Annotated in this window: 7 protein-coding genes; 4 read left to right on the top strand and 3 right to left on the bottom strand. The window is 62.1% G+C overall.

The features are described 5' to 3' along the window. Nucleotides 1-306 precede the first annotated feature (306 nt). On the top strand, nt 307-762 hold the full coding sequence (locus QQJ96_RS15055; protein WP_284332831.1) for a hypothetical protein: 456 nt from the start codon (nt 307-309) through the stop codon (nt 760-762). A 22-nt stretch (nt 763-784) separates the two neighbouring features. Here QQJ96_RS15055 and QQJ96_RS15050 read toward each other — a convergent pair whose 3' ends face one another. Beyond that, nucleotides 785-2,380 carry an MASE1 domain-containing protein gene (locus tag QQJ96_RS15050; RefSeq protein WP_284332830.1) on the bottom strand — a complete coding sequence of 532 codons (1,596 nt, stop codon included), beginning with the start codon at nt 2,378-2,380 and terminating at the stop codon, nt 785-787. Between the two features lie 391 nt (nt 2,381-2,771). Here QQJ96_RS15050 and recC point away from each other — a divergent pair, with 391 nt between their 5' ends. From recC to recD, 3 genes are read left to right on the top strand one after another with little or no spacing between them, the layout of a single operon-like run. Further along, nucleotides 2,772-6,257 (top strand): exodeoxyribonuclease V subunit gamma, encoded by a 3,486-nt coding sequence (gene recC / locus QQJ96_RS15045; protein WP_284332829.1) that lies wholly within the window; start codon nt 2,772-2,774, stop codon nt 6,255-6,257. After that, on the top strand, nt 6,254-9,907 hold the full coding sequence (gene recB / locus QQJ96_RS15040) for an exodeoxyribonuclease V subunit beta (protein WP_284332828.1): 3,654 nt from the start codon (nt 6,254-6,256) through the stop codon (nt 9,905-9,907). Before recC ends, recB begins: the two co-directional genes overlap by 4 nt. Next, entirely contained in the window at nt 9,897-11,864 is a 1,968-nt protein-coding gene (recD, locus tag QQJ96_RS15035; RefSeq protein ID WP_284332827.1) for an exodeoxyribonuclease V subunit alpha, read from the top strand. The genes recB and recD overlap by 11 nt, the downstream gene beginning before the upstream one ends. Nucleotides 11,865-11,915: 51 nt before the next feature. Here recD and QQJ96_RS15030 read toward each other — a convergent pair whose 3' ends face one another. Continuing rightward, complete coding sequence (locus tag QQJ96_RS15030; RefSeq protein ID WP_284332826.1) at nt 11,916-12,737, bottom strand: arylamine N-acetyltransferase family protein; 822 nt, start codon at nt 12,735-12,737, stop codon at nt 11,916-11,918. A gap of 88 nt (nt 12,738-12,825) precedes the next feature. Continuing rightward, the gene (locus QQJ96_RS15025) at nt 12,826-13,245 is read right to left on the bottom strand and encodes a type IV pilin protein (RefSeq protein ID WP_284332825.1); all 420 of its coding nucleotides are present in this window, start codon (nt 13,243-13,245) and stop codon (nt 12,826-12,828) included. Nucleotides 13,246-13,258 lie beyond the last annotated feature (13 nt).

The following is a 13,258-nucleotide window of genomic DNA, read 5'->3' as shown; positions in this document are numbered from 1 at the left end:
GAGCGTGATCCTACCGGCGGAACCTTAGCACGCGGTCTGACGCTTGGTGTATGGCGCGTTTGGCAAGCCGGAAGGACTTGTTTTTGTCACATTTTTTATCGGCCGCGGACGCGGCAGCCGTGCCGAGGTAATCGCTTACGGCCTTACCAGGGCAAGCGCTACTCCCATTTTCACAGGCCCATCACGCCCCTCTGTGGCTTGCTGAATGGCGCACTCAGTGCCCTGCGCCATCACCTTTCCAGCGCGGGTCGGAAGCTAGATTGCATTCCACTTCAATTAACCGCTCACCGCGCAAGGGGAAACATCATGCATAAACTGTCTCGTGCTGCGCTCGGCGTATGCCTGAGCCTGAGCTTGTCCGGACTGGCCATGGCGGCGGAACCTCATGCCACCGGCCTGGGCCAGGCCTGGCCCAATGCCGTGGACGTCAGCACAAGCCCGAACTGGCATGTCTACGTATTCGTGTTGAACGGCATCGAATACATCCAGGTCAATGACCTGAATGGCCATGTGATTGGCGCGGTCGGGACGGCGGGCGGGCAGTTCTTTACGCTGCCGGTGGGGGAATCTTCAAACTACGTGACGACGCCCCAGCAGCGGGCCGCAAAGACTTCCTCGGTCGACACGGCGGCACCGACAACGGTCTACAGAGATAGTACGACCGTAATTACGGTGACTCCTCAGAATAACGGCATGACGAACCTAAACGCGTCCCCCAACAGCACATGCACGGACCCCGAGCAATGTGCCGGCTTCAATTGAAATAGGGATTTCGCCGGCGGCGCTAGTCGCCGCCGGCGACAGGGTCGAACAACAGTGCGCTGACAAGCCTTCCGTCGGGATACGTACGCACCTTCGCTTTCCCTTCAAAAATCGCCGCTCGATCTCGAATAGCACGCAGGCCCAGGCCACTGGCCGTTCGTGTCACATAAGCATGCAGTTCGTCCCAACGAATGTAAGACATGCGAACCGGGTCGGACTTGAGGCCAATCCTAACCATGACAGCATGACGACCATGCCCTTGGATGCAACGGATTTGTACACGGATGTCGCTCATGTCTTCTTTACAGCAAACGTCGGCTACCGCCTCACAGACGATGCGATAAACGGTCATTCGCAACGTCGTGGATAAGCAACTCAAGGGGCCACGCACGTCATACGAATACTGCAACCCAGCATCGGCCAGTAGTCGGACCAAAGGTCCCTCGCTAAGCGCTGTAGGCAACCCTCTCTCCCGTACTGAAACCGGGTACAAGCTGTCCGCCAGTTTATGAAGCTGCTCTTGCGCAACAAATGCGTGACGTTGATAGCCACGATCATCCAGTGCCGGCTGCAAATGCCGAAGACGTCCCAACATCATGGTAAAACCGGCCTGAATGGTTTCGCGCACTTGCTCCAACGTTTGCGATGCCATCCGCAACTGCATTTCTCCAATGTAGACATTGCGTTGCGCGACGGCGAAGGCCATGCGTACGTCTTCCCGCTTTTGCTCGGCATGACGATCAAGTGCCGCAATACGGGCTCCCATCAGAAGCATGCTGGAGATGGCAAAGGCGACGAGAATTTCCGCCTGGATGGTGTGCTCGTCGTATAACCCGGGCATCAATAATTTGATGGCGCAGCTCGCGATGGCTCCCCCTATGGCTGCGCCTTGCCAGCCATGCCGGAGGGCAAGCCAGACCACCGGCAGGAACATCGCGACCTGGGCCAACTGGCGCATTTGTGAATCTGCTGGCGAAGAAAATCCGAACCACAGTAAAAACGCCAAAACCGGCAGACCTAGACAAGTGCTCTCGAAGACCAGGCGGCTGTCCGCGACCCGGCTATACAATTGGCGCCAACCGTGTCGCTTGACCACTTGGTAGATAGCCAGCACAAGCGGGGCGATGGTTAGCGTGCCCAGGTAACCGCCGATGAAAAAACGCGCAGCCATGGCACCATTGTGGACCACGTAACCCTTGGGCAGGTCCATCAAATTCACGCTCAATATGGACCTTCCCGCAAGCACGCATGACAGCAACAACGTGCAAACAAGCAAGGCCCCAACCCCTGCCGCGTTTCCGATCGGCTGCCAGCGTTCGCGTACCCAATAAATGAGCGGCGCCACGAAAGCGGCCGGAGACAGCAAATTAAAGACGGCCCAGGTAGCGCCCCAAGTATCCAGACAAGCGTAGCTCAGGTAAGCGTAATACCCCAGGTCACCAACCAATAGCGCCGGCCAATAGCGGTACGGGAAAAGCAGAAAAGCACTCAGTCGCAAGCCATCGGCGATCATCCAATACGAGACAGACAACTCTCGCAATGCCGCCGCCAACACACCATAGCCCACAGCCACCGCAAGATGGCGAACCCAAGGTCTCTCCCAAAATCCCTTCCCCATCCATCACCCCTTATGTATTTTGACCGGCCCCCTCACGACGCCGGCAGGGACGTCCAAAGCGAAACGATCATTCGATTGCAGGCGTGAAACTGTGGTGAAGCGGCGTGCGCTCCTGTTCGACGAGCTTGCGCCGTGTCGGACAATGCGCGACCCGCCACAGATTTTTTGCGATGCCTATCACAGGGATCGAGGCGGAACCGGAGGCGCTGTCTGAGCTGGGCGCGCGCATGAAGCAGTCCCTTCAGCCCGGCATGCGCCGAAGCGGACAGGGTCGATAGCGGCTAGAATCCCCTGGCGGCCCGACGGCCTGCCTTGCAGGGCGATCGCAAGCCACGCGACAGGGTGAAGCCATCGTCCCAGCCGCCATAACAACAAGGAAGCGCAAGCAACCGTGAGTGCATCCGAGCAACAGCCTCACCTTCCCTTCGTCGAACCCGGCCTGATGGTGATCCACGGCAATCGCCAGGAGGATCTGCGCGACCTGCTGGCTGCCTGGCTGCAACGCACGCCATTGGCTCCGCTGGAAAACGAGCTGATGCTGGTACAGAGCAACGGCATCGCCCAGTGGCTGAAGCTTGCATTGGCACGGCCGGTCAAGGCCGGCGGCTTGGGAGTCAGCGCGGCGGTCGACATCCAGCTACCGGGACGATTCCTGTGGACGGCGTATCGCAGCGTGCTGGGCGAAGCAGCCGTGCCGGCCACCTCGCCTTTCGACAAGTCGCGCCTGGTTTGGCGCTTGCTGCGCTTGCTGCCACAGCATCTGGAGGAGACCGCTTTCGCGCCCTTGCGCGCCCTGCTGGGCGAGGCCGGCGATTGGCGGCGGCTCTACCGCCTGGCCATGCAGGTGGCCGACCTGTTCGATCAGTATCAGGTGTTCCGCGGCGACTGGCTGGAAGACTGGGAGCACCGTAACGACGTGCTGCGCGATAGCGTACGCAACCGCGTTGTCGAATTACCTGCCGCGCAGCGCTGGCAGCCCAGGTTGTGGCGCTTGCTGCTCGATGACGTTCCTCCCGCGCAACGCGACAGCCACCGCGCGGGAGTACACCGCCGCTTCATGCAGCACATGCAAGCGCCTGGCTGGTCGACCGAAGAGATCCCGCGCCGTATCGTGGTATTCGGCATCACTTCATTGCCGCCGCAGGTGCTGGAAGCGCTTACGGCGCTGGCTCGCCACAGCCAGGTGCTGCTGCTGGTCACCAATCCCTGCCGACACTATTGGGCCGACATCATCGAGGATCGCGAGCTGCTGCTCGCCGAACACCGTCGCCACGCGAACAAGCCGGGGCTGCCGCCGGAACCTCGTTACCAGGATCTGCATTTGCACGCCAATCCCCTGCTGGCCGCCTGGGGCAAGCAGGGCCGCGATTTCATTCGCCAGCTTGATGCCTTCGACCAGCCCGAGCGCTACCGCGATCGCTTCAGCTCGATCAAGCGCAGCATCGACCTGTTCCGGGAATTCGGCAACGACTCCTTGCTGCATCAGGTGCAGCAGGCCGTGCTGGAACTGGAGCCGGCGCCCACTGACCCGACCGCGCGCAAGCCGCTGCCCGATACCCGTTCGCTGCATTTTCATGTCGCGCACAGCCCGCAGCGCGAAGTGGAAATCCTGCACGACCAATTGCTTGCCCAGTTCGAGCAAGCCGCGCGCGCTGGGCAACCTCTGTCACCGCGCGACGTGATGGTGATGGTGCCGGATATCCGCACCTACGCACCGCACGTGCAGGCCGTGTTCGGACGCATTGCCGTCAGCGATCCGCGCTACCTGCCCTACAGCGTGGCCGACCAGCCGGGCCGTGGCACTTCACCGTTGTTGACCGCGCTGGAACACCTGCTCAAGCTTACCGAGTCGCGCTTCACCGCCAGCGATGTGCTGGACTTGCTCGACGTGCCCTCGCTGCGCCGCCGGTTTGGCATCGGCGAAGACGATCTTCCTACGCTACGCCGTTGGATTGCCCAAGCCGGTATTCGCTGGGGCCTGGATGGTCGGCAGAAGCAAGCCTTTGACCTGCCACCGCAAGAACAGAACAGCTGGCGCTTCGGTATGCGCCGCATGTTGCTCGGTTATGCGACCGGCGATGGTCCGTCGCTCAACGGTGTCGCGCCCTATGCGGAAATCGGCGGCCTGGATGCCGAATTGCTAGGGCCGCTGAGTCAACTGCTGGAAACACTGGAGCGCTACTGGCAGCTATTCGCGTCATCGGCAACACCGGGGCAATGGAGCGAGCGCCTGCGTCATCTACTGCGCGACTGCTTCGATCCGCGCGGCGACGAAGACGACGCCCTGCGTATCAGCCGCCTGGAAGACGCCCTGGACAGCTGGCTGGATGCCTGCCAGGAGGCAGGCTTCACACAAGCCATTCCCCTGGCCATCGTAAGCGAGGATTGGCTGCAGGCCATCGACCAGCATCAACTTTCACAGCGTTTCATGGGTGGCGCGGTGAACTTCGGCACGCTGCTGCCGATGCGCGCAATCCCTTTCCGGGTGGTGTGCCTGCTGGGCATGAACGATGGCGATTATCCCCGCCGCCTCTCGCCACCGGATTTTGACCTGATGGCAAACGCCGGCCAGCACCGGCCGGGGGACCGCTCGCGGCGCGAGGATGATCGTTATCTGTTTCTGGAAGCCTTGCTGTCGGCGCGCGACGCGCTACACATCAGCTGGGTGGGACACAGCGTGCGCGACAACAGCGAGCTGCCGCCCTCGGTGCTCGTGGGCCAGTTGCGGGACTACCTTGCCGCGGGTTGGTGCTTGCCCAATGACAGCACCGACGCCGGGTCCCGCGATCGGCTGCTGGATGCCATTACTACCGTGCATCCGCTGCAGGTGTTCAGCGAACGCTACTTCGATCCCGCCTCGCCGCTTTTCACCTATGCCTCGGAATGGGCGCACGCGCGCCGCGCAAGGGCCGACACAGAAGTCTCGCCGCTTCCCCCCTGGCAAACAGAATCAGTGCTCGACATCCGCAGCTTGCAACGCTTTCTGGCCAGGCCGGCTGCCTGCTTCTACAGCGAGCGCTTGAAAGTGCGCTTCGAGGACATCGACGCGGGCATGCAAGACGAGGAGCCGTTTGCGCTGGACGGCCTGGAAAATCACGCTGCCACGCAAGCGTTGCTGCAATGCGCGCTGATGGCGGACGACGCAGATACCGAAGCGGCCCTGCTTAGCGCTGCTCAGCGCTTGCGGCAGCAGGGCGTTATGCCGGCAGGCGGATTCGGTGCGCTGGCCGTGGAAGCTATCGGCAACAATGTGCACCAGATCATGCACCAGTGGCGGGCATCGCTTGCCCATTGGTCTGGGCTGGCACCCGCACAAGAGTTGCGCTACACGCACGGCGACCTGAGCGTAGAGGGCTGGCTCGACGATCTGCGCACCAGCGATGACGGTTCGTTCGTACGCCTGTTGCCGATGGCCGGTCAACTTTGCCAAGGCAAAACCATACGCTACGACAAGCTGCTGCAGCCCTGGGTGCTGCAGTTGCTTGCCAATGCGAACGGGATTGGCCTGGCCAGCCGCTTCCTGGCTTCGGATGCCACGGTAGTGTTGAAGCCTCTCGACAAGCATGAAGCGGCTAGCTGGCTGGAAGCATTGATGGATGGCTGGCAAACCGGCATGCAGCGGCCCCTGCCGATCGCACGCCTCACCGCTTACGCATGGCTGCTGGCAGAGCGCAACGAAAAGATTCCAGCCGATGCCGCCCGCCTCTGTTATGAAGGTAGCGATGCGCCGGGTGCGCCATCCGGCGAAGTCAATCGGGAGCCTTGCCTGGCGCGCACCTGGCGCAGCTTTGCCGCGCTACACGCCGACGGTTTCGAGCAGTGGCTGCCGCTATATCGCCCGCTGCTCGACGCCGCCGTGCTGGAGAGTGACGCATGAGCGCGATGACGCCACTGGATCCCTTGCGCCTGCCACTGCAAGGCCTACGCCTGATCGAGGCCAGTGCGGGCACCGGCAAAACCTGGACGCTTGCCGCGCTGTACCTACGACTGGTGCTGGGGCATGGCGGGCAGCAGGCGCAACTGCCGGCGCAGATCCTGGTGGTCACGTTCACTCGCGCCGCTACGGCCGAGTTGCGTGAGCGCATACGCGAACGACTTGCCACTGCAGCTGCCGCCTTTCGCGGGCAACAGCAAGCCGATGAATTCCTGCGCCAACTGATCGCGGAATACCCGCACACAGACGAACGCGCGGCCGCCGCCCGCCAACTGGACCTAGCGGCGCAATGGATGGACGAAGCGGCCGTTCACACCATTCATGGCTGGAGCCAGCGCATGCTCGCGCAGCATGCGTTCGAAGGTAGCGAAGCGATCGATGAGGTAGCGGATGAAAACGCGCGCCTTGCCGAAGCCGTGCGCGACTACTGGCGTCGCTACTACGCGCCGTTGGATGAAGCCGAGGCGGCTTGCATCGCCACGCAGTGGCGAAGCCCGCAAGCATTGCAACGCGCCGTGCGCCCCTTGCTGCACCTTCCCGTGGATCGCGTGCGCATTCAAGGCCGGCAGTTGCCGATAATCGAAGACCTGCCCGAAACCTTGCGCCGCCATCAGGCGCCGCGACGTCAGGCCGAACAAGCTGCGCGCGCGTTGTGGCAAGCCGATGTGGATGCAATCGAATCGATGCTCCACACGGCCGTGCAAACCAAGGCACTGAAGAACAATATCTTCCTGCCCAAGACGGTGGAGCGCGAACTGCCGGCCCTGCGCCAATGGGCTGAGGGAGCCGACATCGAGCAGGCTACGCTGGAGCGCTACACCCAGGCCAAACTCAACAGTGCGGTGAGCAAGGGCAACGAACCGCCTGAGCACGAAGTTTTCGCGGCCATCCAATCCTTGCTTGATGCCTGTAAGGCCGAACCGCCGCTGGTCCCCTTGCTGCTTTCGCACGCGCTGCCGTGGATCACCACACGTACCGACCAGATACGCGAACGCCAAGCCAAGCCCGGTTTCGACGATATGCTGCGCCAGCTCGACGCGGCTTTGCACGGCCCACACGGTGCGCAGCTCGCCGATACCATCGCCGGACAATATCCGATTGCCCTGATCGACGAATTCCAGGACACCGATCCGTTGCAATGGCGTATCTTCCAGCGCATCTACGCGGATCGCCCGGGCACCGGCTTGTTGTTGATCGGCGATCCCAAGCAGGCCATCTACGGTTTCCGCGGCGCGGATATTCATACCTATCTGGCAGCACGGGAGCAGGCCCAATCGCCGACCTGGACGCTCACTACCAACTACCGCTCCACCTCGCCCTTGGTGGCAGCGGTGAACCGCATTTTCCACTATGCGGATCAATGGCCACAGGGCGCGTTTGCGTTTGGCCAGGGCTCGCATGGCCTGCCCTTCCAGCCCATCCAGGCCGCCGGTGCACAGCGTAGCCTGCTGAAGGATGGCCAGCCCGTCGCGCCAATCCACCTGGAAGTGCTCAGCGGCGACAAGCCGATGGGTGTTGGCGTTTACATGGACACGGCCGCTGCCCATGCGGCATCGCACGTTGTCGACTTGCTGGAAGCCGCGCAAACCGGCCGCTGCAACTTCGTTGACGCAGCCGGCGGGACAGTCGCATTGCGCCCCCGCGACATCGCCGTGTTGGTGCGTAGCAAGCGAGAGGCCGCTTGCATGCGCATGGCGTTGCGTCAGCGCGGGGTGTACAGCGTCTATCTCTCGGAAAACGAATCGGTTTACGCCGCCGAAGAAGCGCCGGATGTGCTTTTGTGGCTGCAAGCCTGCGCGATGCCGTCCTCCGACCGAGCCATGCGCGCAGCGCTCGCCAGCGCCACCCTGCAGCGTAGCCTGGAGGAATTGGATCGGCTCAATCACGACGAGGCCTATTGGGAGTGGTGCGGCGAAAGCTTTCGTGAACTGCAAGCCCTGTGGCAACGGCACGGCGTGCTGGCGATGCTGCACAATCTGCTGCATGTGTTCGACCTGCCTGCACGTCTGTTGGCCAAACCCAGCGGGGAACGCGTACTAACCAACCTGCAACACCTGGCGGAACTGCTACAGCACGCGGCGACGAACCTGGATGGCGAGTACGCTTTGATCCGCTACCTCGCCTCGCAAATAACGCGCGCCGGCGAAGGTGATACGGAAACCGCTGAAGAACAAGTGGTACGCCTGGAGAGCGAGGCCGACCTGGTCAAGCTCATTACCATTCACAAATCCAAGGGCTTGCAGTATCCCGTGGTGATGCTGCCGTTCGTCAGCCGCTACCAGGAAGCGCCGCGAGGCAGCGTGCAGCCCTGGCATGACGATGCGGGAAAGACCTGGATCGACCTGGATCCCGATGCGGAAGCGCAACAGCGCATGGAGCGTGAGCGCCTGCAGGAAGACTTGCGTCTATTTTATGTCGCCCTCACGCGGGCCGAGCATGCGTGCTGGCTGGGCGTGGCTTGCGTTGCCGACCGCAACAAACCCTTGTTGCACCGCTCTGCCTTCGGCTATGTGCTTTCGGGCGGGGAACAAGCCATCGAACCGGCCGAATTACGCACGCGTGTCGAAGTGCTGCGCAACGGCGCAAGCGATATCCAAGTGCACGTAGCTGAGGAATTCCTTGGCCTGCGCATCTTCCATCCCGTGCGCCGCGCGGGCGGCGAACGCCATGCGCGCGCCTATGCATTGTCACCGCCTGAACCATGGTGGATATCGAGCTATAGCGCGCTCACCCACGGTGAAGCCGGGTCGACTCGCCAGAGCGCCCCGGAAACCGCTACCCAGGATGTGCTCGCAGAAGCGGTGCGCGAGTCAACCGACTGGGCAGCCGTCAGCATCGATTACGGCATGCACGCGTTTCCGCGCGGCGCGGATGCCGGCACTTTCCTGCATGACTTGCTGGAGTGGATCGCCGAAACCGGCTTCGCCACCGTAGCCCGGGATGCCACCGCACTCGAACAGCAGATCGCACGCCGCTGCCAGCGCCGTAGCTGGCAAGCATGGATATCCCCCCTCGGCCTATGGTTACCCGCTTTGCTGCAGACGCCTCTGATGCTACCTGATGGCGGCACGCTGACATTTGCGCAACTCACAGATCGAAGACGCTATCAGGCCGAGCTGGAATTCTGGTTCGAGGCGCATCGTGTCGATACGCAGCAGCTGGATCAGCTCGTTACCCGCCACACGCTGGGCGGCGTGCAACGCCCCTTGCTGCCAGCCACTCGCATCAACGGCATGCTCAAGGGCTTTATCGACCTGATCGTCGAGCAGCAGGGCCGCTACTACGTGATCGACTATAAATCCAATTGGTTGGGCGACTCTTCCGCAGCCTATACGCCCGCTGCCATGCGCGAGGCCACGCTGCAATCCCGTTACGATCTGCAGTACGCCATCTACACGCTGGCCTTGCATCGCCTGTTGCGCGCACGCTTGCCTGGATACCACTATGACCGCCACGTAGGCGGTGTGCTCTATCTGTATCTGCGCGGCGTGGATCAGGCCGGCCATGGCATTCATACCGAACGGCTGCCCTTCGCCTTGATCGACGCCATGGATCGGCTGTTCGCGCAGGAGGCGCAATCGCATGTCGCGTGATGCCATGCTGGCAATGCTGGTTGAAGCGGCGGCTCGGCACCTGTTGCGCTCGCTGGATCTGGCGTTCGCGCGTTTTATCGCCGACTGCGATCCGCATGCCGAACCCGCGTTGTTGCTGCTAGCGGCCCTGACGAGCCGGCAGCTAGGCGACGGCCATCCATGCTTGGATCTCCATGCGCTGGATGCACTCGCCGCAGAACAGGCATGGCCGGCGCCGTGGTTTGAATTGCTTTCCACCACCGTCTTACCCGTATCGCCGGTCATGGCCAACGCGGATGGCGTTCCGGCCGAAGCACCCCTGGTGTTGGACGGTGGCCGACTGTATCTGCGTCGCTACTGGAACTATGAATGCCGCGTGGCCGCGGGCATTGCCACACGACTCACCGAAAGCATGCTGCCGGCGGAAGAGCTGCACGAAGAATTGCAGCGTCTGTTTCCCACTCCTGCGGGCGAACCTGTCGTGTGGCCCCGCGTAGCATGCGGGCTCGCGGCGCGTGGCGCTTTCAGTGTGATCACTGGTGGACCGGGCACGGGCAAGACCACCACGGTTGTGCGCTTGCTCGGCCTGCTGCAAACCTTGCATCTACGCCAACAGGCCACGCCGCTGCGCATTCGTCTGGCCGCGCCGACCGGCAAGGCAGCGGCGCGTTTGAATGCCTCGATCGCGCGCCAGATCGCCTTGCTTGACGTGGAAGAGCAGGTGCGCGCGGCGATTCCCATGCAGGTGGAAACCCTGCACCGCCTGCTGGGTGCGCGCCCGGACAGCCGCCGCTATGCCCGCGATAGCCGCCATCCCTTGCACGTGGACGTGCTGGTGGTCGACGAAGCCTCGATGGTCGACCTGGAGATGATGGCCGCCGTGCTGGATGCACTACCGCCGCAGGCGCGGCTGATCCTTCTGGGCGACAGGGATCAGCTCGCCTCGGTGGAAGCCGGAGCTGTGCTGGGCGAACTGGGGCGGCGTGCGGACCAGGGTTGCTATAGCCAGGCCACCGCGAAGTGGCTGCTTGCTGCAGGCGGTGATGACGTTACTGGGTTCGTACGGGAGGATGCGCAAGCACTCGATCAGCACGTCGCCATGCTTCGCAGCAGTCATCGCTTCCACGCCGCAAGCGGTATCGGGCAGCTAGCCGCCGCCGTTAACGCCGGCAATGGCGCTGCCGTGAATGCGTTGCTCGACTCGGCATCCGGCGACGTCACGTGGGTGGCTTCCAGCGTCAACGCCACGCCGATCGCGCCGCTGGTCATGGATGGACAAATCGTCCCAGTGGACACCGACGGCCCGCAAGGTTTCCGCCACTATCTTGAACAATTGCGACTGCAGCGCCCTGCCCTGGATGCCGATGACGCAAGCTACCAAAGCTGGGCACACGACTTGCTGGAGGCCTTCAACCGCTTTCAAGTGTTGTGCGCAGTGCGCCATGGACCTGCCGGGGTCGAGCAACTGAATCGCGATATCGCCACCATGCTGCTGTCCGCTGGGCTGATCGAAGCGGACCGCGGCTGGTACGAAGGCCGGCCGGTGATGATGATGCGTAATGACTACAGCCTTGGCCTTATGAATGGCGACGTCGGCATGACTTTACGCATGCCTGGGGCCGACGGCGAACCGCGCTTGTATGTCGCCTTTCCTATCACGCGTGGCACGTCATCCCATACACCGCAAATGGACGATGCGCTAGTGCGCTGCGTATTACCTTCCCGGCTGGGTGACGCGGAAACCGTCTACGCCATGACGGTGCACAAGTCGCAAGGCTCGGAGTTCGAGCATACCGCGTTGGTGCTGCCGGAAGATTCGCCGGTCGTGCTCACACGGGAATTGCTGTATACCGGAATTACCCGCGCGCGGCGTTGGCTGACTTTGGTCGGCACGCAAACTGCGATCGAGCATGCGCTGGCGCAGCGGACGCGGCGCTATTCGGGACTTGCGCAGAGGCTTTCCAGCCACGTCCTTTGAAGCGCCATCGCCAGACTGCATGCATGGCAACGCTGGGATTGTCATCCCAGCCTACGTATCCATCGGCAATGCATCCAGGCGCTGCAGCAAGTGGGGATGCTCGGGCAAACGAATCCCGAAGACTTCGCGCAGCACCTCGCAAATTTCTTCCGCGCTCCCAAGCGTGCGTTTCACCGATTCGCCACCCAGGGTATGCAGCGTGAATTGGCGACCGGACAGATTCATCCGCTGCATCGGCGCAAGACGGGCGACCCTCAGGGTGTGCCGGAAATGCGAAGCCGGATAAGTCGACGTGTAATGATTGGCGACCTCATAGTCGGCCGAAAAGCGGGGTTGCAGGTCAAAGCGGTAGAGCGTGAGCCATTCGCCGCGTACCAAGGATTGTGACCACCAGTTGCCGTCGGCCTGGGTCAGGCGAAAAGGTTCATGCGGCGTAGGCTGTTCGATATCCGCACGCAAATGCAACACGCCACTGAGTGTTTGACCACCAAAACCGACATCCGCCAGCCAGCTCTCGCCATCCAGCTCAATACGCAGCAGCATATGGGTTTGTGGCGTGAGCGAAGCAGGATCGCGCCCCCATAGGACGCGCGCTATCAAGCCCTCCACCTGGAAGCCGATCGTGGTAAGCGCGGCTCGCAGCAGCGAGTTCTGTTCGAAGCAGTAGCCGCCACGACCGCTGCGCACCAGCTTGCGTTCGATCCAGGCGAGGTCCAGCGAAACCGGCAAGTGCAGGAAGGGATCTAGATTCTCGAAGGGAATCGAGGCGGTATGCGCGGCGATAATCGCCCGCAAGGTGGAAAGATCTGCCCGCACCGGGCCGGTATGGCCGATGCGCTGCAGGTAGGCGTCCAGGTCAAAACGATGAGACATGCCAGCGCAAAACCCCAGGAGAAAGCGCTGGGAATGCTAACAGCATGAGCAACGCGCGCAAACAATGACGGGAGATGGTTCGAACTCCCTACCAACAGCTTCCATTGACGTTTGCTTTGACATCCGCCTGGTCCGGCAGCTTACGCCCCGCGTTGTCGATCGACAGCTTGCCACACGCATCGCCAAATTGACGGCCGATCGGCATAGCCATGGCGACAAAACCTTGCCCGGCACTGTCCAGCACCCTCGATGTCAGCGCGTAATAGCCGTGCTCTGAAATCGCCTGATCGGCCATTCCAAGCTTGCCCAGGTCAGTCGCATAGCGATTGTAGGTGGCGTACCAGCGTTCCTGCGCATGCGCGATCGCCATCAATGCCTGGTGTGCGTCCGCGCGATGCGAACGCAATACGTATCGGGAGTAGGATTGCGTTGCCATCGCGGCGAGGATCGAGGCAATCGCCATTACCGCGAGCAGTTCCACCAGGCTAAATCCACGCAAACGATCCATGGCTGCACTCCTT

The organism is Dyella flagellata, from assembly GCF_030160275.1.
Lineage (GTDB): Bacteria > Pseudomonadota > Gammaproteobacteria > Xanthomonadales > Rhodanobacteraceae > Dyella_B > Dyella_B flagellata.
Note: the sequence above shows the minus strand (reverse complement) of the source record. Positions and strands in the feature narration are given on the sequence as shown.

What these genes read in the sequence shown, in the direction of transcription:
- QQJ96_RS15025 (WP_284332825.1), bottom strand. Translation starts at nt 13,245, where the DNA reads ATGGATCGTTTGCGTGGATTTAGCCTGGTGGAACTGCTCGCGGTAATG.
- QQJ96_RS15050 (WP_284332830.1), bottom strand. Translation starts at nt 2,380, where the DNA reads ATGGGGAAGGGATTTTGGGAGAGACCTTGGGTTCGCCATCTTGCGGTG.
- QQJ96_RS15030 (WP_284332826.1), bottom strand. Translation starts at nt 12,737, where the DNA reads ATGTCTCATCGTTTTGACCTGGACGCCTACCTGCAGCGCATCGGCCAT.
- QQJ96_RS15055 (WP_284332831.1), top strand. Translation starts at nt 307, where the DNA reads ATGCATAAACTGTCTCGTGCTGCGCTCGGCGTATGCCTGAGCCTGAGC.
- recB (WP_284332828.1), top strand. Translation starts at nt 6,254, where the DNA reads ATGAGCGCGATGACGCCACTGGATCCCTTGCGCCTGCCACTGCAAGGC.
- recD (WP_284332827.1), top strand. Translation starts at nt 9,897, where the DNA reads ATGTCGCGTGATGCCATGCTGGCAATGCTGGTTGAAGCGGCGGCTCGG.